Origin of the sequence: Pseudomonas sp. URMO17WK12:I7, assembly GCF_003269045.1 — a bacterium.
In the GTDB taxonomy this organism is placed as follows: Bacteria; Pseudomonadota; Gammaproteobacteria; order Pseudomonadales; family Pseudomonadaceae; genus Aquipseudomonas; species Aquipseudomonas putida_J.
Map to the genome: position 1 here is coordinate 62,993 of NZ_QLTL01000022.1, position 23,492 is coordinate 86,484.

General features: G+C 64.0%; 20 protein-coding genes. 12 read left to right on the plus strand and 8 right to left on the minus strand.

What is annotated here, in order from left to right; translation table 11 throughout:
* Positions 1-200 precede the first annotated feature (200 nt).
* The 4 genes from tpx to H040_RS24515 form a co-directional block, all read right to left on the minus strand.
* Positions 201-701 (minus strand): thiol peroxidase, encoded by a 501-nt coding sequence (gene tpx / locus H040_RS24500; protein ID WP_027919038.1) that lies wholly within the window; start codon positions 699-701, stop codon positions 201-203.
* Positions 702-867: 166 nt separating this feature from the next.
* Positions 868-2,148 (minus strand): serine/threonine transporter, encoded by a 1,281-nt coding sequence (locus H040_RS24505; RefSeq protein WP_027919039.1) that lies wholly within the window; start codon positions 2,146-2,148, stop codon positions 868-870.
* Between the two features lie 300 nt (positions 2,149-2,448).
* Positions 2,449-3,645, minus strand: coding sequence for an amino acid aminotransferase (locus tag H040_RS24510; protein WP_027919040.1), 1,197 nt, complete (start codon positions 3,643-3,645; stop codon positions 2,449-2,451).
* A gap of 223 nt (positions 3,646-3,868) precedes the next feature.
* A complete protein-coding gene (locus H040_RS24515; protein WP_027919041.1) occupies positions 3,869-4,894 on the minus strand; it encodes an Ldh family oxidoreductase in 1,026 nt (341 codons plus the stop codon).
* 143 nt (positions 4,895-5,037) lie between these two features.
* Here H040_RS24515 and H040_RS24520 point away from each other — a divergent pair, with 143 nt between their 5' ends.
* From H040_RS24520 to H040_RS24575, 11 genes are all read left to right on the plus strand, one after another.
* The gene (locus H040_RS24520; RefSeq protein ID WP_027919042.1) at positions 5,038-5,910 is read left to right on the plus strand and encodes a MurR/RpiR family transcriptional regulator; all 873 of its coding nucleotides are present in this window, start codon (positions 5,038-5,040) and stop codon (positions 5,908-5,910) included.
* A 21-nt stretch (positions 5,911-5,931) separates the two neighbouring features.
* A complete protein-coding gene (locus H040_RS24525; protein WP_027919043.1) occupies positions 5,932-6,684 on the plus strand; it encodes a transporter substrate-binding domain-containing protein in 753 nt (250 codons plus the stop codon).
* A gap of 171 nt (positions 6,685-6,855) precedes the next feature.
* A complete protein-coding gene (locus H040_RS24530) occupies positions 6,856-7,575 on the plus strand; it encodes an ABC transporter permease (protein WP_027919044.1) in 720 nt (239 codons plus the stop codon).
* Complete coding sequence (locus tag H040_RS24535) at positions 7,572-8,282, plus strand: ABC transporter permease (RefSeq protein ID WP_027919045.1); 711 nt, start codon at positions 7,572-7,574, stop codon at positions 8,280-8,282. Before H040_RS24530 ends, H040_RS24535 begins: the two co-directional genes overlap by 4 nt.
* 15 nt (positions 8,283-8,297) lie before the next feature.
* Positions 8,298-9,542: an NAD(P)/FAD-dependent oxidoreductase gene (locus H040_RS24540; RefSeq protein ID WP_027919046.1), complete on the plus strand. Its 1,245-nt coding sequence runs from the start codon at positions 8,298-8,300 to the stop codon at positions 9,540-9,542.
* 22 nt (positions 9,543-9,564) lie between these two features.
* Positions 9,565-10,347 carry an amino acid ABC transporter ATP-binding protein gene (locus tag H040_RS24545; RefSeq protein ID WP_027919047.1) on the plus strand — a complete coding sequence of 261 codons (783 nt, stop codon included), beginning with the start codon at positions 9,565-9,567 and terminating at the stop codon, positions 10,345-10,347.
* A gap of 297 nt (positions 10,348-10,644) precedes the next feature.
* Entirely contained in the window at positions 10,645-11,454 is an 810-nt protein-coding gene (locus tag H040_RS24550) for a gamma-glutamyl-gamma-aminobutyrate hydrolase family protein (protein ID WP_027919048.1), read from the plus strand.
* An 888-nt stretch (positions 11,455-12,342) separates the two neighbouring features.
* Complete coding sequence (kdgD, locus tag H040_RS24555; RefSeq protein WP_027919049.1) at positions 12,343-13,254, plus strand: 5-dehydro-4-deoxyglucarate dehydratase; 912 nt, start codon at positions 12,343-12,345, stop codon at positions 13,252-13,254.
* A gap of 103 nt (positions 13,255-13,357) precedes the next feature.
* On the plus strand, positions 13,358-14,722 hold the full coding sequence (locus H040_RS24560; protein WP_027919050.1) for an MFS transporter: 1,365 nt from the start codon (positions 13,358-13,360) through the stop codon (positions 14,720-14,722).
* 79 nt (positions 14,723-14,801) lie between these two features.
* Positions 14,802-16,355 (plus strand): galactarate dehydratase, encoded by a 1,554-nt coding sequence (garD, locus tag H040_RS24565; RefSeq protein WP_027919051.1) that lies wholly within the window; start codon positions 14,802-14,804, stop codon positions 16,353-16,355.
* 185 nt (positions 16,356-16,540) lie between these two features.
* Entirely contained in the window at positions 16,541-18,121 is a 1,581-nt protein-coding gene (locus H040_RS24575; RefSeq protein ID WP_027919052.1) for an aldehyde dehydrogenase (NADP(+)), read from the plus strand.
* 320 nt (positions 18,122-18,441) lie between these two features.
* On the opposite strand, the gene H040_RS24580 is transcribed toward H040_RS24575, so the two are convergent.
* The 3 genes from H040_RS24580 to H040_RS24590 form a co-directional block, all read right to left on the minus strand.
* The gene (locus H040_RS24580; RefSeq protein WP_027919053.1) at positions 18,442-19,191 is read right to left on the minus strand and encodes a FadR/GntR family transcriptional regulator; all 750 of its coding nucleotides are present in this window, start codon (positions 19,189-19,191) and stop codon (positions 18,442-18,444) included.
* 81 nt (positions 19,192-19,272) lie between these two features.
* Entirely contained in the window at positions 19,273-20,574 is a 1,302-nt protein-coding gene (locus tag H040_RS24585) for a cation:dicarboxylate symporter family transporter (protein WP_027919054.1), read from the minus strand.
* Positions 20,575-20,640: 66 nt separating this feature from the next.
* Complete coding sequence (locus tag H040_RS24590; RefSeq protein ID WP_027919055.1) at positions 20,641-21,996, minus strand: class-II fumarase/aspartase family protein; 1,356 nt, start codon at positions 21,994-21,996, stop codon at positions 20,641-20,643.
* A gap of 117 nt (positions 21,997-22,113) precedes the next feature.
* Here H040_RS24590 and H040_RS24595 point away from each other — a divergent pair, with 117 nt between their 5' ends.
* Complete coding sequence (locus tag H040_RS24595) at positions 22,114-22,851, plus strand: GntR family transcriptional regulator (protein WP_027919056.1); 738 nt, start codon at positions 22,114-22,116, stop codon at positions 22,849-22,851.
* A gap of 167 nt (positions 22,852-23,018) precedes the next feature.
* Here H040_RS24595 and H040_RS24600 read toward each other — a convergent pair.
* The coding region (locus tag H040_RS24600) for a transposase (RefSeq protein ID WP_146746760.1) at positions 23,019-23,492 on the minus strand (474 nt) is incomplete at its 5' end.

A 23,492-nucleotide genomic window follows, 5' to 3' on the forward strand; every position in this document is an offset into this window, starting at 1 on the left:
AACGCGTTCCGGGCCGTTACTGGGTGTTGCTTGGAGCGATGGCGGGCTGACGAGTTCCTTTACCTGTTCCGGCCCTTTCGCGGGTAAACCCGCTCCCACAGGGATATCACAGCGTTCATGGGCTGCGCCGAACCTGTGGGAGCGGGTTTACCCGAGAAAGGGCCGGAGCAAGCTGAAACAGCCGCGCCTGCCCTCAATCCTTACTTCAATACAGCCAGGGCTGCATCGTAGTTCGGCTCGTCAGCGATTTCGCCAACCAGCTCGCTGTGCAGCACCTTGTCGTTCTCGTCCAGCACCACCACGGCGCGGGCAGCCAGGCCGGCCAACGGGCCGTCGGCGATGGCAACGCCGTAGCTTTCGAGGAACTCGCGGCCACGCAGCGTCGACAGGTTTTTCACGTTTTCCAGGCCTTCGGCACCGCAGAAGCGCGCCTGGGCGAATGGCAGGTCAGCCGAGATGCACAGCACCACGGTGTTGGCCACGTCGTTGGCCTGGGCGTTGAACTTGCGTACGGAAGTGGCGCAGGTCGGGGTGTCGACGCTTGGGAAGATGTTCAGCACCTTGCGCTTGCCGGCGTAGTCCTTCAGCGACTTGTCTGCCAGGCCTTCACCGACCAGGGAGAATGCCGGAGCCTGGGCGCCGGCCTGTGGCAGGTTGCCTTTGACCTGAACCGGGTTGCCTTTGAGGGTCACTTGAGCCATGACGAAATCCTTATGCTGGGTTTGAAAAGGACACTGAGTTAAGCATGAAGGCGGCCGGGTGCCTATGGGTACGTTGAAATTGTTCTATTGGCAGACAATTCTTGTGGACAAAAAAAAGCCCGGATGGCGACAAGCGCCCCGGGCTTTTTCTGATGCGGACAGTGAATCAGCCGATCAGGCTGTACACCACCGAGGTCAGCGCAACCAGGCCGATCACCACTACGAACACATTCGACAGCGTACCGCTGTACTTGCGCATCGACGGCACACGGCGGATGGCGTACATCGGCATGAGGAACAGCAGCACGGCGAGAATCGGGCCGCCGAGCGATTCGATCATGCCAAGGATGCTCGGGTTGAGCGTGGCGACAATCCAGCAAACCACCAGCATCAGTGCGGCGACCACCCGGTCTAGGGTCTTGGCACCCGGGCGTGCGCCGGTCTTGGCGATGATGCCCTTGAGGCCTTCACTGGCGCCGATGTAGTGGCCAAGGAACGACTTGGCAATGGCGACGAAGGCAATCAGTGGCGCGGCAAAGGCAATGGTCGGGTTGCTGAAGTGGTTGGCCAGGTACGACAGGATCGACAGGTTCTGCGCCTTGGCCTCGGCCAGCTGGGCACTGCTCAGGGTGAGCACGCAGCTGAACACGAAGAACAGCACCATCACCACCATCAGCAGGTGGGCGCGGCGCAGGATCTGGCCGCTGCGCTCGTCAGCGTGCTCGCCATAGCGGCGCTTCTGGTCGACGGCGAAGGCCGAGATGATCGGCGAGTGGTTGAACGAGAACACCATCACCGGAATGGCCAGCCACAAGGTGTGCAGGAAGGCCGAACCCGACGGCACTTGGGCGGCGCTGTCGAGGATGCCACCGGTCCAGTGCGGGATCAGGTACAGGCCCAGCAGCCCCAGGGCAACGATGAACGGGTACACCAGCAGGCTCATGACCTTGACCGTGGCCTGCTCGCCGCAGCGCACGATTGCCAGCAGGCCGAGGATCAGCACGAACGACAGGATGGCCCGTGGTGGCGGCGCCATGTGCAACTGGTGCTCCATGAAGCTGCTGACGGTGTTGGTCAGTGCCACGCTATAGATAAGCAGGATCGGGAAGATCGCGAAGAAGTACAGCACAGTGATCAGCGCGCCGGCCTTGATGCCGAAATGCTCTTCGACCACTTCGGTGATGTCGCCACCGCTGCGCCCGGACAGCACGAAGCGGGTGAGACCACGGTGGGAGAAGTAGGTCATCGGGAAGGCTAACGCGGCCAGGATCAGCAGCGGCCAGAAGCCGCCGAGGCCAGCGTTGATCGGCAGGAACAAGGTGCCTGCGCCAATGGCTGTGCCGAACAGGCCCAGCATCCAGGTGGTGTCGTTACGCGACCAGCTGCCGAGGGTGGCGGGGGTCGATTCTACAAAGCGTTGTTCAACGCTTGGGGCCTGCTCATTCATTCCGGGTGAAGCTCCACTCGCAAGACTGCAACAGGCTGAGAATGGCGAAATAGACGTCGCCCAACTCAACCGGATATAGAGGGGCGCGATTGTGCACGGAAAGGTTGCACTTGCGAAGCCCTTTTCCGAGGAGCGGTTGCACTTGTCTTTACAAGTGCGTTTTACAGAGGGGTTGTTTGTAGGTGCGGCCTTGTGGCGCGAAAGGGCTGCAAAGCGGCCCCGGCAGTTTGTGGCGTTGCACAAATCCGGGGCCTTTCGCGACAAAAGGCCGCTGCCACAAGGGCCGCGCAGGCCCGAGAATTACTTCTGAACGGCGGCGAAGGCTTCGGCAACCCGTTGCAGGTTGGCCGGACGCAGCCCGGACATGCACACCCGGCCGCTGTCGATCAGGTACACGCCGAACTCGTCACGCAGGCGACGCACCTGCTCGACGCTGAAGCCGGTGTAGCTGAACATGCCGCGCTGGCGCAGGAAGAACTGGAAGTCCTGGCCTGGCAGCAATACCGCCAGGGCATCGACCAGCGCCTGGCGCATGTCGAGGATACGCTTGCGCATCACTTCCACTTCAGCCGCCCACTGGGCGTTGAGTTCGGCATCGCCGAGCACGCCAGCTACCAGCTGGGCACCGAAGTTGGGCGGGCTGGAGTAGTTGCGACGCACGGTGGCCTTGAGCTGGCCGAGCACGCTTTGGGTGGTGGCTTCGTCGTCGCAGACCACCGACAAGCCCCCTACCCGCTCGCCGTACAGCGAGAAGATCTTGGAGAACGAGTTGCTGACCAGGCACGGCACGCCGGCACGGGCCATTTCGCGGATGGCGTAGGCGTCTTCCACCAGGCCTTCACCGAAGCCTTGGTAGGCGATGTCGAGGAACGGGATCAGCTGACGCGCCTTGACCACTTCCACCACTTGTTGCCACTGGCCCTGCTCGAGGTCGGCGCCGGTGGGGTTGTGGCAGCACGGGTGCAGCAGCACGATGCTGTTGGCCGGCAGACCCTGCAGGGCCTGCAGCATGCCATCGAAGTCGACGCCACGGCTGGCCTGGTCGAAGTACGGGTAGGTGTGCACCTTGAACCCGGCACCTTCGAAAATGGCGCGGTGGTTGTCCCAGGTCGGGTTGCTGACCCAGACTTCCGACTGCGGGAAGTAGCGCTTGAGGAAGTCGGCACCGACTTTCAGTGCGCCGGAACCGCCAACGGTCTGCACGGTGGCCACACGCTTGCCGGTCACGGCCGGGTGGTCGGCACCGAACAGCAGCGCCTGGATCGCCTGGCGGTAGCTGGCCAGGCCTTCCATCGGCAGGTACAGCGAGGCTTCGTGGTCAACACCGGCGATGCGCTTCTCGACCGCATCGACCGCCGCCAGCTGCGGCACCACACCGGCCTCATCGTAATACAGGCCGATACTCAGGTTGACCTTGTCGGCGCGCGGGTCGGCCTTGTAGGTTTCCATCAACGAGAGGATCGGGTCGCCGGCATAGGCATCGACATGTTTGAACACAGCGTGCAGCTCCTTGGATCAGGACAGTTCGGAAAGACTGCCCTGAGGATACCCGGAGTCGGGCCCAAGGAACATCACATAAGTGCAAGGTTGTCTATGCAACTTTGCACAGGGAAGATTTGCACTGGATTCTTCGCGGGTAAACCCGCTCCCACAGGGACGCACCCACCTTGAGCCCTGCGCTGCAGCTGTGGAAGCGGGTTTACCCCGCGAAAGGGCCGGTTCAACCGAGCAATTCCTTCAGGCCTTGCAACTCTTGTTCGGTCACCGCCACCCCTTCTCGCTCGGCCTGCTCCCGCTCGCGGTAGCGCCGCTCGCCCGGCATCCGCGATAACCCCGCGGCTTGCATATGCTCGACCAGCTCGCGGCTGCGCTGGGCAAACCGCTCACCCTCGGCCTTGCTCGGGTCAATGACGATGATCAATTGCCCGGTCCACGGCGTCTTCGCCCCCGGGTGCCCCGACCAGTCGAACTCCCAAGAGAAATGCCCGCCGGTCAGCGCCGCCGCCAGCAACTCGACCATCATCGACAGCGCCGAGCCCTTGTGCCCGCCGAAGGGCAACAATGCACCGCCCTCGAGAATGGCCTTGGGGTCGGTGGTCGGCAGGCCTTGGGCATCCACGCCCATGCCTTCGGGCAATAGCTGCCCGGCACGCGCGGCGATCTGCACGTCGCCGTGGGCCATGGCGCTGGTGGCCATGTCGAAAACGATCGGATCATGCCCCGCGCACGGCGCGGCGAAGGCGATGGGGTTGGTGCCGAACAACGGTTTGCGCGCACCGTGCGGTACCACGCAGGTCATGCTGTTGACCACGCTCAGCGCGACCAGGCCTTCATCAGCAAACGGCTCGACATCGGGCCACAGCGCAGCGAAATGGTGCGAGTTGTGGATCGCCAGCACGGCGATGCCGGCGCTGCGGGCCTTTTCCACCAGCAGCCCACGCGCCGCTGCCAGGGCGGGCTGGGCGAAGCCACCGGCGGCATCCACGCGCACGTAGCCTGGCGCCACATCGGTCACCTGTGGCGTGGCACGCCCGTCGACCCAGCCACTGGCCAAGGTCGAAACATAACCGGGAATACGAAACACGCCGTGGCTGTGGGCGCCATCGCGCTGGGCACTGGTGCAATTGTGGGCAAGCACGGTGGCCACCGCTTCGCTGCAGCCGTGGCGCTGAAAGATCGCTTGCAACAGCTCCTGCAATGCAATGAAGGGCACGCGCACGAGCGGGCTGGTGGAAGGTGCGGACATCTGTAGCTCCTTTCTTGGAATTGGAATGGCAACAGCGTGTGCAACGACAAAAACTTTCCGATAAGTGACAGCTATCTGTCAATTGTTGACGCCATGACAGAAAACAGCCATTTTCTATTCCACGCCTCGCCTGGAGCAGCAGCATGAGCCAACCGATCAAGCAACGCCTGGAAAACAGCCTGCCCGGGGCCGCCGCCTCAGGCCGCAAGATCGCCAGCTACATGCTCGCCAACCTGCACGAACTGCCGTTCCAGACCTCGGCCAGCATTGCTGCCAAGCTGGGTGTAAGCGAATCCAGCGTCGGTCGCTTCTGCCGCTCCCTCGGTTATGCCCATCTCAAGGCGCTCAAGCAAGACCTGCAGAGCGACCTCGGCGATGGGCCATGGCTGGTGGGTGATCGCCTGCAAGAATATCGCCAGAACGAGGACGTCAGCGACAACGCCGGCAGCCTGGAGCTGGAAATGGCCGCCCTGGTACGTGTCCACGAATACCGCCAAAGCGGCGCCTGGCACGCCGTGGCAAAACGCCTGGCGGAAAAGCCGCGGGTGTGCATCGCCGGCTTCCAGACCGAGCGCGGCATCGCCATGTGCATGAGCCACCTGCTGCAATACCTGCGCGACGGCGTACTGCTGGTCGATGGCAGCGCCGGGCACTTCGGCGACGTGCTGCTCGGGCGCAGCGAGGACGCCACCCTGGTGGTGTTCGAAGCCCGCCGCTATTCACGCCATGCCCTGCAGCTGTGCCAGAAGGCACGTGCCGCCGGCATCCCGGTCACGCTGGTGACCGACACCTTCTGCGACTGGGCTGATGCCCATGCCGACGAAGTGTTCCGCATCCCCACCGAATTCAATCTGTTCTGGGAATCCACCGCGACCATGCTGTCGTGGGTGCACCTGATGGTCAACGAGGTCTGCAAGAAGCTCGGGCCTGATGTTGAAAAACGCTTGGAAGCGACTGCCGCTCTACATAACGAGTTCGTCGGCTACACCTCGTGGCCCGCGGGCAAACAACAATAGCAAGAGTGCAAGAGGTGCGAGATGAACAAGACCATGGCCATGCTGGGTGCGTGCGCTTTGCTGCTGGCAGGCAACGCCAGTGCCGAAACCCTGCGCTTCGCCACCGAAGGTGCCTACCCGCCCTTCAACTATGTCGATGCCGATAACCAGCTGCACGGCTTCGACATCGACATCACCCACGCCCTGTGCGAACAGATGAAGGTCGAATGCACCCTGGTCGCCCAGGACTGGGAAGGCATCATCCCGGCCCTGATGGCGCGCAAGTACGATGCCGTGGTGGCGTCGATGATCGACACCGAGGAACGGCGCAAGAAGATCGCCTTCACCGACCACTACTACCGCACCCCACTGACCGTCGCCGTGGCCAAGGACAGCAAGATCAGCGACGCCCAGACCCGCTTCGACGGCTATACCGTCGGCGCCCAGTCGTCTTCGACCCAAGCCATCTATGCCGAAGACGTGTACGCCAAGGCCGGCGCCGACGTGAAACTGTACCCGACCATGGACGAGGCTAACGCCGACCTCGCCGCCGGCCGCCTGGACGGCGTGATCGCCGACAAGTTCCCGCTGCACGAGTGGATGAACAAGAACGGCGGTGACTGCTGCAAGATCCTCGGCGATGTTGCCGACACCAAGGCCGACGCCGCCATTGCCGTGCGCAAGGACGACGACGCCCTGCGCCAGCGGCTGAACAGCGCACTGGCCGCGATCGTCGCCAACGGCACCTACCAGAAGATTGCCAGCAAGTACTTTGCCTTCGATATCTACAACTGATCTTCGGAAAACTGCGCTATCGCTGTAGGAGCGGCCTTGTGTCGCGAAAGGGCTGCGTAGCGGCCCCAGGAATTATGCAACCGCACAGATTGCTGGGGCCGCTCTGCGGCCCTTTCGCGACACAAGGCCGCTCCTACACAGAAGTCGCGCAGCCCATCCAAGGGGTTCGTCATGCTCGATCAATTGTCCTTGCTGTCCTTCGCCAGCGGAGGCTGGGGCCAGGCGTTGCTGGCCGGCGCGCTGGTTACCGTTTCCCTGGCCCTGGCCTGCCTGCCCATCGGCCTGCCACTGGGCCTGGCGGTCGCCCTGGCGGCGCGCTCGCGCAAGCGCTTTGCGCGCGCCTGGGCTACCACGTTCTCCACCGTGTTCCGCGGCCTGCCCGAGCTGCTGACCTTGCTGATCATCTATTACGGCTGCCAGATCGCCGCGCAAAAGCTGCTGGCGGCGATGGGTTATGAAGGCGAGTTCCTGATCAATACCTTCCTGGCCGCGATGATCGCCTTCAGCCTGGTCTTCGCGGCGTTCTCCAGCGAAATCTGGCTGGCTGCGTTCAAGACCCTGCCCAAAGGGCAACTGGAGGCCTGCTCGGCCCTGGGCCTGAGCAAGCGCACCGGGTTCTTCAAGGTGGTGCTGCCGCAACTGACCCGCATCGCCCTGCCGGGGCTGTCGAACAACTGGCTGTCTCTGCTCAAGGACACCTCGCTGGTGTCGACCATCTCGCTGGTCGACCTGATGCGCCAGACCAACCTGGCGGTCAGCGTGACCAAGGAGCCGATGTTCTTCTATGGCGTCGCCTGCCTGGGTTACCTGCTGTTTTCGGCCGCCTCGGGACGGGTGTTCGCCTATATCGAACGCCGCAGCAACCGCCACCTGCAAGGAGCACGCGCATGAGTGCCGAACAACTGCTGGGCCTGGTGCTGGACCCGGACCTGCTGGACCGCTACGGCCCGCGCTTCGTCGATGGCCTGCTGGTGACTGCCAAGCTGGTGGCGATCTCCTTCAGCCTGGGCGCCGTGTTCGGCCTGCTGCTGGCCCTGGCGCGCCTGTCGCGCCACCAGCTGCTGCAGCGCATGGCGGCTGGCTACATCTACTTCTTCCGCGGCTCGCCACTGCTGGCACAGCTGTTCTTGCTGTATTACGGCCTGGGTTCGCTCAAGGGCTTCTGGCAGGACGTGGGCCTCTGGTGGTTCTTCCGGGAAGCCTGGTTCTGCACCTTGCTGGCGTTCACCCTGAACACCGCCGCCTACCAGGCCGAGATCTTCCGCGGCAGCCTGATGGCCGTCGCGCCGGGCCAGTACGAAGCGGCACGCGCGCTGAACCTCAAACGCTCGACCACCTTCTTCAAGGTGATCTTGCCGCAATCGTTGCTGGTGGCCATCGGCCCGCTGGGCAACGAGCTGATCCTGATGATCAAGGCCAGCGCCATCGCGTCCCTGGTGACCATCTATGACCTGATGGGCGTGACCAAACTGGCGTTCTCGCGCAGTTTCGACTTCCAGATCTACCTGTGGGCCGCGGTGCTCTACCTGCTGATCGTCGAACTGGTACGGCGCTTGCTCAAACACCTGGAAGCCCGCCTGGGCCGCCACCTGAACTGAACGAAGGATACATCCATGCATTGCCAGACCCTTGTTCTTGGCGCCGGCATCGTCGGCGTCAGCACCGCATTGCACCTGCAGGCTCGCGGGCGCCAGGTGATCCTGATCGACCGTGACGACCCCGGTAGCGGCACCAGCCATGGCAACGCCGGGCTGATCGAGCGCTCCAGCGTGATCCCCTATGCCTTCCCCCGGCAGTTTGGCGCCTTGCTGCGCTATGGCCTGAACCGCCAGCCAGATGTGCGCTACAGCCTGCTGCACCTGCCCAAGGCGGCTCCATGGCTGCTGCGCTATTGGCGACAGTCGGCGCCCGGGCGCCTGGCCGGGGCAGCGGCCGACATGCTGCCGCTGGTGCAGCGAAGCGTCGAGGAACACGACGCGCTGATCCAGGCGGCCGGCCTTGAAGGGCTGATCCAGGCCAAAGGCTGGATCGAGGTGTATCGCGACCCGGCGCTGTTCGAACAGGCCAAGGCCGAGCTCAAGGGCCTGGCCCGTTATGGCCTGCAATACGAAATCCTCGAACGCGGCCAACTGCAGGCCCGCGAGCATCAGCTCGACAGTGCCGTGGTCGGCGGCATCCACTGGCTCGACCCGAAGACCGTCAACAACCCGGGCGCCCTTACCCGTGGCTATGCCGCCCTGTTCGTGCAGCGTGGCGGGCAGTTCCTGCATGGCGATGCGCGCAGCCTGCGCCAGGCGGGCAGCCAGTGGCAGGTCGACAGCCAGCGCGGGCCGATTACCGCCGACGAGGTGGTGGCCTGCCTGGGCCCGCAGTCGGGCGAGCTCTACGAGCGCCTGGGCTACCGCATTCCGCTGGGCATCAAGCGCGGTTACCACATGCACTACGCCACCCGCGACGGCGCGCAGCTGCAGCATTCGATCTGCGACACCCAGGGCGGCTATGTACTGGCCCCCATGGCCCGCGGCGTGCGCCTGACCACCGGTATCGAGTTCGCCGCCAGCGACGCGCCGGGCAACGAAATCCAGCTCAGGCGCTGCGAGGCCCTGGCCCGCAAGCTGTTCCCGGCCCTTGGCGAGCGCCTCGATGACAAACCTTGGCTCGGCCGCCGGCCGTGCCTGCCCGACATGCGCCCGGTGATCGGCCCGGCGCCCCGGCACAAAGGCCTGTGGTTCAACTTCGGCCACGCCCACCACGGCCTCACCCTCGGACCGGTCAGCGGCCGCCTGGTGGCCGAGCTGCTTACCGGCGAACGCCCCTTCACCGACCCTGCGCCCTACAGCGCGGCACGTTTCGACTGACACCCAGCGGGAGAACAACAACATGACCGCCCCCATGAGCGTTGCCAGCCTTGCCCCCGAACCCGACCCACGCCCGGAGCTGATCCGCATCGAGGGCCTGAACAAGCACTATGGCGCCTTCCATGTGCTGCGCGACATCGACCTGCAGGTGCGCGAAGGCGAGCGCATTGTGTTGTGTGGCCCGTCCGGCTCGGGCAAATCGACGCTGATCCGTTGCATCAACCGCTTGGAGATCGCCCAGCAAGGCAGCATCCAGGTCGCCGGCACCGACCTGGCCGCCAATACGCGCCAGGCGGCCCAGGTACGCAGCGAGATCGGCATGGTGTTCCAGCACTTCAACCTGTTCCCGCACATGACTGTGCTCGACAACTGCCTGCTGGCGCCCACCAGTGTGCGCGGCCTGTCGCGCAAGGACGCCGAAGAACGGGCGCGCATGTACCTGAACAAGGTCGGCATCGAGAGCCAGGCGCACAAGTACCCCAGCCAGTTGTCCGGCGGCCAGCAGCAGCGCGTGGCGATTGCCCGGGCACTGTGCATGAAGCCGCGCATCATGCTGTTCGATGAGCCGACCTCGGCGCTCGACCCAGAGATGGTCGCCGAGGTGCTGGACGTGCTGGTGCAACTGGCTGGCACCGGCATGACCATGCTCTGCGTCACCCATGAAATGGGCTTTGCCCGCCAGGTGGCGGAACGGGTGCTGTTCCTCGAGGGCGGGCAGATCATCGAAGACAGCCCGCCCGAGGTATTCTTCAGCCAGCCGCGCACCGCGCGAGCCAAGGCCTTCCTGGCGCAGATACTCCACTGAGCCGCCGATCATTGCAGCGCTGCAATGATCCAACTGCGTCGTTAAATATTATTGACCTTACCCCCTGCCAAACCCTTGCCGGCTCAGGCCCGCAAGGGTTCAGCCCCCGTATTTCGGCGCCTTTACCGCTTTTTGCTCGTTTGACATATCGAACGGCTCTGGCAAGCTATCTACAAGCCCCGACCGGAATCGTCCACTGACGAACCGGCAGTGCTCGGGACTTCAGGTAGCACATCAAGGCCAAGAGCCGTGCACCTGCACAACAACGACAGGCAGAGCCCTGTCATAAGGTGACATATGTCCAACAGCAACATTGGCAACAAGCAACCCTCCCTGCGCAAACCCGTCGTCCTGATGACCATGGGCAGCCAAGAGCGCAAAGGCCATGACTATCAGGTCATGACCCACAAATACATCACCCCGCTGGTCGACTTCGCCGATTGCGTCCCGGTACTGGTGCCTACCTGCTGTGGCATCGAAGACCTCGAGACCTATCTGGACATGGCCGACGGCGTATACCTGACCGGTGCAGGCAGCAACATCGAGCCAAGCCTGTACGGCCAGGAAAACCAGACCCCGGGCAAAGGCCAGGACGTCAACCGCGACCTGTTCGACATCCCGCTGGTCAAGGCAGCGCTCAAGCGCGGCCTGCCAATCTTCGGCATCTGCCGCGGCATGCAGGAAATCAACGTTGCCCTGGGCGGCGACATCTACCAGAAGGTCTACGCCGAACCTGGCTTCAACGACCACCGGGAAAACCCGGAAGATCCGGTCGATGTGCAGTACGCCCAGGTGCATGGTGTGAAGATCAAGCCGGGCAGCTGGCTGCGTGAAACCCTGGGCACCGACGAGATCCGCGTGAACTCGCTGCACGGCCAGGGCCTGCGCAACCTGGGCGCCGGCATCGAGCCGATCGCCCACGCCGAAGACGGCCTGGTCGAGGCGATCCACGCCCCGAGCATCTCGCCGTTCCTGTTTGCCGTGCAGTGGCACCCGGAATGGCAAGCGGCGAAGAACCCTGATTCGATCAAGATCTTCCAGGCCTTCGGCGATGCCTGCCGCGCACAGGTGCGCAAAAGCCAGATCAAGCGCCAACAGGCCGCCTGATAGCCGGTTTCAGCTTCGTTAGCTTTGATCGCGGGGCGGCGCAAGGTCGCCCCCGCTTCCCCGGTCACCCTCTGCTGGTCCCAGAACACTTCCCGTGGAAGCGGGCGGCGGGCGTGTGCCTGTCTCCGCGATCGTTTTTTCATTCCCCCGCAAGAGATACGATGACTGCCCTGTGGTTGTCGTAAGATCTTCTGCGCCTGGGAGATCGAGCGCCGCCCGCGCGGCGCATCGCGGATGAATCCGCTCCTACATTTGTTGCAACGTGCAGAACCTGTTACGCCATGGTCGTCTGCCTTGGCGCCTGTCTTAAGCCCTGCATACAGGGCGGACAGCGGTGTCCCCACAGGAGTGATTGGCCCGAAACAGATGTAGCGCCGCCCGCGCGGCGCATCGCGGATGAATCCGCTCCTACATTTGTTGCAACGTGCCGAACCTGTTACGCCATGGTCGCCTGCCTTGGCGCCTGTCTTAAGCCCTGCATACAGGGCGGACAGCGGTGCCCCTACAGGAGTGATTGGCCCGAAACAGATGTAGCACCGCCCGCGCGGCGCATCGCGGATGAATCCGCTCCTACATTTGTTGCAACGTGCCGAACCTGTTACGCCATGGTCGTCTGCCTTGGCGCATGTCTTAAGCCCTGCATACAGGGCGGACAGCGGTGCCCCCACAGGAGTGATTGGCCCGAAACAGATGTAGGAGCGGATTCATCCGCGATGCGCCGCGCGGGCGGCGCTCGATAGGCGCACCCACACACATCCCGAGCCGTACCCCATGGCATCCCCGCAAAAAATTCTGCAAAAGGGACTAGTCATCGTGCAGGTTGTACGATAACTTACCTCCAACGCAGAACAACACCTTCACCCCAAGCGCCACAGGATGCCAACAACAATGAATCCACAAGAACTGAAATCCATCCTCTCCCACGGCCTGCTGTCTTTCCCGGTCACCGATTTCAATGCCCAGGGCGACTTCAACCAGGCTGGCTACATCAAGCGCCTGGAGTGGCTGGCCCCGTACGGCGCCAGCGCCCTGTTCGCCGCCGGCGGCACCGGTGAGTTCTTCTCCCTGGCCGCCAGCGAGTACAGCCAGGTGATCAAGACCGCGGTCGACACCTGCGCCAAGTCGGTGCCTATCCTCGCCGGCGTCGGTGGCTCTACCCGCCAGGCCATCGAATACGCGCAAGAAGCCGAGCGCCTGGGGGCCAAAGGCCTGCTGCTGCTGCCGCACTACCTCACCGAAGCCAGCCAGGACGGCGTCGCCGCCCACGTCGAAGCGGTGTGCAAATCGGTCAACATCGGTGTGGTGGTGTACAACCGCAACGTCTCCCGCCTGAACGCCAACCTGCTGGAGCAACTGGCCGAGCGCTGCCCGAACCTGATCGGTTACAAGGACGGCCTGGGTGACATCGAGCTGATGGTGTCGATCCGTCGCCGCCTGGGCGACCGTTTCAGCTACCTGGGTGGCCTGCCGACCGCCGAGGTGTATGCTGCGGCTTACAAGGCGCTGGGTGTACCGGTCTACTCGTCGGCGGTGTTCAACTTCATTCCGAAGACCGCGATGGACTTCTATCACGCTATCGCCCGTGACGATCACGCCACCGTGGCCAAGCTGATCGACGATTTCTTCCTGCCGTATCTGGACATCCGCAACCGCAAGGCCGGCTACGCCGTGAGCATCGTCAAGGCCGGTGCCAAGATCGCCGGTTACGACGCAGGCCCGGTACGCACCCCGCTGACCGACCTGACCGCAGAAGAGTACGAAATGCTCGCAGCGCTGATGGACAAGATGGGTCCGCAATAAGCGCACCCCGCGGCCTGCCATTGCCGCATCCGGAGTGGGCCCGCCCCGCTCCGGCTACAACTCGTGAGCCCGCACAAAAATAACTAGTGGGAGTATTACCAGCATGCAAGCGACTAAAAAGACGCATGTGCGCTACCTGATCCTGTTCATGCTGTTTCTGGTGACCACGATCAACTACGCAGACCGAGCAACCATCGCCATCGCAGGCTCCAGCCTGCAGAAAGACCTCGGCATTGACGCCGTCACCCTTGGTTATATTTTCTCCGCCTTCGGATGGGCTTACGTGGCCGGGCAAATCCCCGGTGGCTGGCTGCTGGACCGCTTCGGTTCGAAGAATGTCTACGCCTTCAGTATCTTCACCTGGTCGCTGTTCACCCTGCTGCAGGGCTTTGTCGGCGGCCTGCCGGTGGCCTGGGCAGTGGTGACACTGTTCACCCTGCGCTTTCTCGTCGGCTTTGCCGAAGCCCCGTCGTTCCCGGGCAATGCCCGTATCGTCGCGGCCTGGTTCCCGACCCAGGAACGCGGTACCGCCTCGGCGATCTTCAACTCGGCGCAGTACTTCGCCACCGCACTGTTCGCCCCGATCATGGGCTGGATCGTGTTCAGCTTCGGCTGGGAGCACGTATTCGTGGTCATGGGTGCGCTGGGCATCGTGTTCTCCATGGTGTGGCTGAAGACCATCTACAACCCGCGCCAGCACCCACGCATCAGCCAAAGTGAACTCGAACATATCGAGCAGAACGGCGGCCTGGTCGACATGGACCAGAAGCGCGGCAACGACGGCCCGAAATGGGGCTACATCAAGCAACTGCTGACCAGCCGCATGCTGCTGGGCGTGTACCTGGGCCAGTACTGCATCAACGCCATCACCTACTTCTTCCTCACCTGGTTCCCGGTGTACCTGGTGCAAGAACGTGGCATGACCATCCTCAAGGCCGGCTTCATCGCCTCACTGCCGGCGGTGTGCGGCTTCATTGGTGGCGTACTCGGTGGAGTGATCTCGGACTGGCTGCTGCGCCGCGGCAACTCGCTGACCTTCTCGCGCAAGCTGCCGATCGTCTGCGGCCTGTTGCTGTCGACCACCATGGTGTTCTGCAACTATGTGGACGCTGAGTGGATGGTGGTCGGTTTCATGACCCTGGCGTTTTTCGGCAAGGGCATCGGTGCACTCGGCTGGGCCGTGGTGGCAGACACCTCGCCCAAACAGATCGCCGGGCTGTCCGGTGGCCTGTTCAACACCTTCGGCAACATCGCGTCGATCACCACGCCGATTGTCATCGGTTACATCATCAGCGCCACCGGCTCGTTCAAGTGGGCCCTGGTGTATGTGGGCGCCAACGCCCTGGTAGCGGTGTTCAGCTACCTGGTGATCGTCGGCCCGATCAAGCGTATCGAACTGCGCGAAGATGCCCCAAAGCCACAGCCTGAGCCAGCCGCCAACGGCGAACTGGCCAGCTCGCGGCACTGAGTGAACACGCCCGCGCCGGCCAAAGCCTGCGCGGGCGGATGTACAAAAAGCCTGAGAACCTGACAAGTAGGGCCCAAACATGCAGTTGATCGAACATTCCGACTCGCCCCGCTACGTCCGCCTGCACGACGACGATAACGTCGTGGTGGTGGTCAACGACGGCGGCCTGGGCGAAGGCGCCCGCTTCGCCGATGGCCTGACCCTGGTCGAAGGCGTGCCACAGAGCCACAAGGTGGCCACCGTGCTGATCGCCAAGGGCGAGCCGGTACGCCGCTACGGGCAGATCATCGGTTATGCGCTGGAAGACCTGCGCCAGGGCAGCTGGGTGCAGGAAAGCCAGCTGGCCATGCCTGCCGCCCCGGAGCTGGACAGCCTGCCGCGCTGCGACGCGGTACCGGATGCCCTGCCAGCACTGGACGGTTTCACTTTCGAAGGCTACCGCAACGCCGACGGCACCGTCGGCACCCGCAACATCCTCGGCATCACCACCACCGTGCAATGTGTGACCGGCGTGCTGGAGCACGCGGTCAAGCGTATCCGCAGCGAACTGCTGCCCAAGTACCCCAACGTCGATGACGTGGTCGCCCTCACCCACAGCTACGGCTGCGGCGTAGCGATCAACGCCCGCGACGCCTATATCCCGATCCGCACCGTGCGCAACCTGGCGCGCAACCCCAACCTGGGCGGCGAAGCGTTGGTGATCAGCCTGGGCTGCGAAAAGCTCCAGGCCGGCCAGGTGATGCACGACAACGACCCGTCGGTGGACCTCAGCGAACCGTGGTTGTATCGCCTGCAGGACGCCAGCCTCGGCTTCGGCGAGATGATCGAGCAGATCATGGGCCTGGCCGAAACCCGACTGAAGAAACTCGACCAGCGCCGCCGCGAAACAGTGCCCGCCAGCGAGCTGATCCTCGGCATGCAGTGCGGCGGCAGTGACGCGTTCTCTGGCATTACCGCCAACCCGGCACTGGGCTTTGCCGCCGACCTGCTGGTACGGGCCGGCGCCACCGTGCTGTTCTCGGAGGTGACCGAAGTACGCGACGCCATCTACATGCTCACTTCGCGCGCCGAAAACCAGGAAGTCGCCGATGCCTTGGTGCGCGAAATGGACTGGTACGACCGTTACCTGCAACAAGGCGCGGCAGACCGCAGCGCCAACACCACGCCGGGCAACAAGAAAGGCGGCCTGTCGAACATCGTCGAGAAGTCCCTCGGCTCGATCGTCAAATCCGGCAGCGCCGCCATCCAGGGCGTGCTTGGCCCGGGCGAGCGGGTCAACCGCAAGGGCCTGATCTTCTGCGCAACCCCAGCCAGCGACTTCGTCTGCGGCACCCTGCAACTGGCCGCTGGGATGAACCTGCATGTGTTCACCACCGGCCGCGGCACGCCGTATGGCCTGGCCATGGCGCCGGTGGTCAAGGTCTGCACCCGTACCGAGCTGGCCCAACGCTGGCCAGACCTGATCGACATTGACGCCGGGCGCATCGCCAGCGGCCGCTCGACCATCGAAGCGCTGGGCTGGGAGCTGTTCCACTACTACCTGGACGTGGCCAGTGGCCGCAAGCAGACCTGGGCCGAACAGCACCGCCTGCACAACGACATCACCCTGTTCAACCCGGCACCGATTACCTGATGAGTCGGGCTGGCTCGCTACCCCATGTGTCGCGGTCCCTGTGGGAGCAGGTTTACCCGCGAAGCAGGCGACTCGGTGGATGGCACCGGCTTCGCCGGTGTTCGCGGGTAAACCCGCTCCCACAAGGGCCAGTCACGCCTGCCTGAATAGTCTTCACCCTTCAGCTACTTCTACAGGAGCACCCCATGCCTGAGATCCTCGGTCACAACTTCATCGCCGGCCAGCGCAGCGCTGCTGGCCCGCAACGCCTGCAGAGCCTGGACGCCACCACCGGCGAGGCCCTGCCCTACAGCTTCGCCCAGGCCACTGAAGGCGAAGTGGACCAGGCAGCCAAGGCTGCCGCCGCCGCATTTGTCGAATTTCGCAACCTGAAACCGGCCCGCCGCGCCGAGTTCCTCGACGCCATCGCTGCCGAACTGGACGAACTGGACGACGCCTTTGTCGCTATCGTCAGCCGCGAGACCGCCCTGCCTGCCGCCCGCATTCAGGGCGAGCGCGGCCGCACCAGCGGCCAGATGCGCCTGTTCGCCCAGGTGCTGCGCCGTGGCGATTTCCTCGGTGCGCGGATCGACCTCGCTCTGCCCGAACGCCAGCCGCTGCCGCGCGTGGATCTGCGCCAGATGCGCATCGGCGTTGGCCCGGTGGCCGTGTTCGGTGCCAGCAACTTCCCGCTGGCCTTCTCCACCGCCGGTGGTGACACCGCCGCCGCCCTGGCCGCCGGTTGCCCGGTGGTGTTCAAGGCGCACAGCGGCCACATGGCCACCGCCGATCTGGTGGGTTGCGCCATCCAGCGCGCCGCCGAGCGCACCGGCATGCCCAAGGGCGTGTTCAACATGGTGTTCGGTGCTGGCGTCGGCGAACCGCTGGTCAAGCACCCGGCCATCCAGGCCGTCGGCTTCACCGGCTCGCTCAAAGGCGGTGATGCCCTGTGCCGCATGGCCGCCGAGCGCCCGCAGCCGATCCCGGTGTTCGCCGAGATGTCCAGCATCAACCCGGTGATCATCCTGCCGGGTGCCCTGGCCAAGCGCGGCGAGGCCATCGCCCGCGAGCTGGCCGGCTCCGTGTGCATGGGGGCCGGGCAGTTCTGCACCAACCCAGGCCTGGTCATCGGCCTGCAATCGGCACAGTACAGCCAGCTGCTCGCCGACCTCGGCCAGCACCTGGACCAGCAAGCCGGGCAAACCATGCTTAACGCCGGCGGCCTGCGCAGCTATGTCGGCGGCCTGGAGCACCTGCACGCCCACGCGGGTATCGAGCACCTGGCCGGCCAGGCTCAGCAAGGCAGCCAGGCCCGTGCCCAGCTGTTCAAGGCCGATGCCCGCCTGCTGGTGGAGGCCGACCCGCTGCTGCAGGAAGAAGTGTTCGGCCCGACCACTGTGGCGGTCGAGGTCAAGGACCAGGCGCAACTGCGTGACGCCCTGCTTGGCCTGCGCGGCCAGCTGACCGCCACGCTGATCGGCGAGCCGGAAGACTTCGAAGCCTACGCCTGGCTGGTGCCGCTGCTGGAAGAGAAAGTCGGCCGTATCCTGGTCAACGGCTACCCGACCGGGGTGGAAGTGTGCGACGCGATGGTTCACGGCGGGCCCTACCCGGCCACCTCCGATGCCCGCGGCACCTCGGTCGGCACCCTGGCCATCGACCGTTTCCTTCGCCCGGTGTGCTACCAGAACTACCCGCAGGCGCTGCTGCCGGAGGCGCTGCGTGACGGCAACCCGCTGGGGCTGCGTCGCCTGGTCAATGGGCAGTGGAGCGAAGGCGCGGTCTGAGTACGAAAAAGGCCCTGCTTGCAGGGCCTTCTTTTTGCCTGTCTCGAGGCATGCGTCGCCTGTGAGAGCGAGCGCCGCCCGCGCGGCGCATCGCGGATAAATCCGCTCCTACATCTGTTGCAACGTGCCGAACCTGTTACGCCATTGTCGCCTGCCTTGGTGCATGTCTTGAGTCTTGCAAACCGGCTGACAACGATAGCCTCACAGACATGGCCACGTTGCAACAGATGTAGGAGCGGATTTATCCGCGATGCGCCGCGCGGGCGGCGCTCGATTTATGCCCCGCCGCATCAATCACGGCAAGCACCCTCAGCCCAACCTCATACCCCCTGCGCTTCGGCCTCTTCATGGGCCTGGCGCAAGCGCTCGCGGCTGTTGCTCAGGTGCATGCGCATGGCCATCTTCGCGCCTTCGCTGTCACGCCGGGCAATGGCTTCGTAGATCGCCTCATGCTCATGCATCAGGCGGCTCATGTAATGCGCCTGGTCATCATGGGCCAACCGTGCCGAATTCAGCCGGGTCCGCGGAATGATGCTGGTGCCCAGATGGTTGATGATATCGGCAAAGTAGTGGTTGCCGCTGGCCTGGGCAATACGCAGGTGGAACTGGAAGTCCGCCGACACCGCGTCAGTGGCATGCGCAGCACCCTCGTTGAGCTCGTCCAGTGCCGCGCGCATGCCGGCCAGCTCTTCGTCGCTGCGCCGTTGCGCCGCCAGGCCCGCCGACTCGATTTCCAAGGCGATGCGCAGCTCCAGCACCGCCAGCACCTCGCGCAAGGTCACCACGGTCGCCGGGTCGATGCGAAAGCCTCCGGTCGCCGGGGCATCCAGCACGAAGGTGCCAATGCCATGGCGCGTCTCGACCTGCCCGGCCGCCTGCAGCCGGGAGATCGCCTCACGCACCACGGTGCGGCTGACGCCCTCCTCGGCCATGATCTGCGATTCGGTCGGCAGCTTGTCGCCGCGCTTGAGCTGGCCGCTGCGAATGCGCTCGGTCAGCACCGTGACCAGTTCCTGGGCCAGACTGCGCGGTTTGCGCCGGGTCCTTGCCTGTACCTGCTGCTCTGTCATGCCCTGTATTTCACCTTGAAAGACAGCCGTCATGATAGCGCAAGCAGTTGTACGATCACATACACCCGACGCGGTATTTCATCAAAGCACTGCGCCAGGTGCACGCCCCAGCACGCGTGCGTATTCATCGCGAGCATTCTGCTCGGTGAACTCGCCCGCCCACTTCGCGACTACCACCGTCGCCACGCTGTTGCCGATGGTGTTGCACGCGGCCATGGCCATGGACATGAAGCGGTATACGCCAAACAACAGTGCCAGGCCTTCGACCGGCAACACCCCGATGGCGGTAACCGTGGCCGCAAACACCACGAAGCTACCACCCGACACTGCTGCCGCGCCCTTGGAGGTCACCAACATGATCGCCAGGATGCCCAACTGCTGCTCCCAGCCCAGCGGCACGCCGTAGGCATTGGCGATGAACAGCACGCTCAGCGACATGTACAGGGAGGTGCCATCGAGGTTGAAGGCATAGCCGGTCGGCAGCACCAGCCCCACGCTCTGCTTCGAGCAGCCGAACCGCTCGAGCTTCTGCAGCAGGCGTGGCAAGGCGCTTTCCGAAGAAGCGGTGCCGAGCACGATGAAAATCTCGTCCTTGATGTACGCCAGGAAACGCAAGAAGCTGAAGCCGGACAACCGGCACACCGCGCCCAGCACCACGAACAGGAAAAACGCCACCGCGACATAGAACATCAGCACCAGGTTGGCCAGCGACATCAGCACCGCCGAGCCATTGCTGCCCACGGCGTAGGCCACCGAACCGAAGGCGCCCAGCGGGGCGAACTTCATGATCAGGTTGATGAACTCGAAGAAGCATTCCGAGACGCGGTTCAGCCCGTCCTCGATCACTTGCCGGCGCTCATGCTTGAGCGCCAGCAAGGCGAAGCCGAACAAAACGGCGATCACCAGCACCTGCAGAAGCTGGCCACCGGCGAAGGCACCGACGAAGTTGTCGGGGAAGATGGCGTAGATGAAGTCCATGGTCGATGTCGGCGCGTGGCCCTTGGCGACCGCCGCTGTGGCGGCTGCCGAGGCGGCACTGCTGGCGTGGGCACCGTGCATGCCCGAGCCAATGCCGATCAGGTTGCCCCACAGCAGGCCGATGGCCAGGGCCAGGGTCGACAATACCTCGAAGTACACCAGCGCACGCCAGCCGACCTTGCCGACGCGCTTGATGTCGCCGGCCGACGCAATGCCATGGACCACGGTGAAGAACACCAGCGGTGCGACGGCGGTCTTGATCAGCTTGAGAAAGATATCCCCGAGGATCTTGAACTTGGCAGCGAGCTCGGGGGCGATGAAACCGAAGGCGATGCCCAGCAGCATCGCCGCGACGACCTGGAAGGTCAGGTCCTTGTACAACGGTTTTTTCAGCGTGGAAGACATGGCTGTATTCTCATTGTTCTTGTAGAAAACGACGGGGCCTGCTGCCAGCACGGGCCCCGGTAGCAATCAGCGAGCGACCGCACCCGGGCGGGCCAGCGCCAAGTCGACCATCTGCGGGGCCATGCCCAGGTAGTTGGTCGGGTCGCACAGGGCTTCCAGGGTGGCCAGGTCCAGGCGCGCAGTGGCCTCGCCTTGGGCCTGCAGGGCCTCGAGCAGGCTGATGCCCTGGTCGTTGGCCATACGGCAGGCGGCGTAGACCACGTCGTGCGCGACCTGGCGGCCAAGCGCCGGGGCCAGGCCCATCATCACCGCCTCGGCGACGATCAGGCCCTGGGTCATGTCGAGGTTCTTGCGCATGCGCTCGGTGCGCACGTCCAGGCCAGCCAGCATGAAGCGCGCCTGGCCCAGGGAGGCTGCGGTCAGGGCGAAGGCTTCGGGGATAGCAATCCACTCTGCCTGCCATGGGCCGGTGGAGCGCTCGAAGTCCTGGATCATCGCGTCAAGCATCAGCCCGGCCTGCTGGCGCACGCCCTTGGCGGCGGCATACATCAGCTCGCAGGAGATCGGGTTGCGCTTCTGCGGCATGGTGCTGCTGGCGCCACGGCCCTTGACGAACGGCTCATAGGCTTCGCCCAGCTCGCTGGTCATCATCATCATGATGTCCAGCGCCACCTTGCCCAGCGAGGCGGTGACCAGGCCGAGGAAGTTGAGGGTTTCGGCCAGGCCGTCACGGGCCACGTGCCAGGTCGCCTGCGGCACGCCCAGGCCCAGTTCGTCCATCAGCGCGGCCTGCACCGCCAGGCCCTTGTCGCCCAACGAGGCCAGGGTACCGGCGGCGCCGGCGAACTGCCCCACTTCCACCCGCGGGCGCAGCTCGACCAGGCGCTCGGCGTGGCGGTCGAACATGCTCAGCCAGACCGCGCACTTGTAGCCGAAGGTAATCGGCAGTGCGTGCTGCAGGTGAGTACGGCCGGCCATCGGCGTGTCGCGGTAACGCAGCGCCAGCTCCGCCAGCAGGCCGCGTACAGCCTGCACATCACGCTCGACGATGGCCAGCGCGGCACGCACCTGCAGGACCACGGCGGTGTCCATGATGTCCTGGGTGGTTGCCCCCCAGTGCACGTAGCGGCCAGCCTCGCCACAGAGCTTGGACAGCTGTTCCACCAACGGCAGGATCGGGTAGCCGACGATCTCGGTCTCGTGCTGCATCAATGCCAGGTCCAGCGAGGCGTAGCGCGACAGCTCGGCGATCTGTGCGGCCACTTCGGTCGGAATTACCCCGCAGCGTGCCTCGGCCTTGGCCAGAGCCACTTCAACTTCGATATAGCGCTCGATCAGCGCCTGGTCAGAAAACACGGCGCGCATCTCGGCGGTGCCGAACATGTCACGAAACAGGGTGGAATCGAAAACGGTGGTGGACATGGGCAGGGATCCTGAAATGTTGTTATTGAGCGTACATATTTATTATGTCCGTACATAATTCTTGCCCCAGCACTGATACACTGTCAACCGGTGCATTTGACGGGACTGACCGAAGGCATGAACGAAACGCGATACGCCGTGGTGGCCAAGGACTTGATGGAAGGCATCGCCAGCGGCCGTTACCCGGTGGGCAGCCTGCTGCCGACCGAATTCGAACTGTGCGATCTGTATGAAGTGAGCCGGCACACGGTGCGGGCGGCGATCAACCAGTTGCTCAACCAAGGGCTGGTGTCGCGCCGCAAGCGGGTCGGCACCCGGGTCGAGGCCAGCAGCCCGCGGGGCGGCTATTCACAGTCGCTGGCGACAGTGGCGGACCTTGCGCACCTGGCAGAAACCCAGCAACGGGAGATCCAGGATGTGCGCCACTTCGTCGCCGACCTGAGTGAAGCGGCGCGCCTGGGGCTGGTGCCGGGTGAGCATTACTTTTGCGTGTCGAGCATCCGCGTCGATCGCCAGCACAATGCCGCGCCTCTGTGCTGGACCGACGTCTACGCCCAGCGCGACTACGCCGAGGTCATTGAACTGGCCCGCGAGCATCCTGATCAGCTGATCGCAGCGTTGATCGAGCAGCACTATGGCCGGGCGATCGCAGTCGTCGACCAGCAGGTTCGGGCGGTGTTGCTGACGGCGGAAATGGCGCGTGAGCTGAAGGCTGAGGCAGGCTCTCCGGGGCTGAAGATCATCCGCCATTACCGCGAAGAAAACGGCGACCTGATGGCGGTTTCCGAGACCGTGCACCCGGATGATCGCTTCACGCTGGTAACCCAGATGCGCCGGGACAAGGCGACTGGCTGAACGTTTTCATGGTCTGTCTTGGCCAGTTCGCAGGTAAACCCGCTCCCACAGCGATTGCGCAAACCGTGTGGGAGCAACTGTCTTATTGTGGAAGCTGGCCTTGTCAGCGATGGGGCGCGTAGCGCCCCGAGCCCGACTCTGTCAGGCATCGCCAGCAAGGCTGGATCCTATGAGTGAACTACCTGTTCCTGCCAGGGCGTTCCAGTCTTGAGCATCGCGTTCAGCCGCACTATCAATACCCGCATGCACGCCACCACTGCTACCTTCGCGCATTTCCCCTGCGCTCGCAGCGCGTTGTAACGCTCGCTGAAGTCTTTGTTATGCCGGATCACCACCCAACAGGCCATATAGAGCGCCCGCCTGACTTGTGAGCGCCCACCCCAGATTGAACGCTTGCCCGACTGCTTGCCGCTGTCCTGATTGAATGGCGCAACACCGACCAAGGCGGCAATTTCCTTCGTATCCACCTGACCCAGCTCTGGCAGCAAGGCCATCAGCTTTCCGGCAGTAATCAGACCAATTCCTTTGACTTGCGTGAGCTGTTTGACACGATCATCAGGCAAAGCTGCTGCCTGCTGTGCGATCTCCTGTTCCAGCGCTCGAATTTCACCCTTCAGATAGGCAATGTGTTGTTCCAGCCG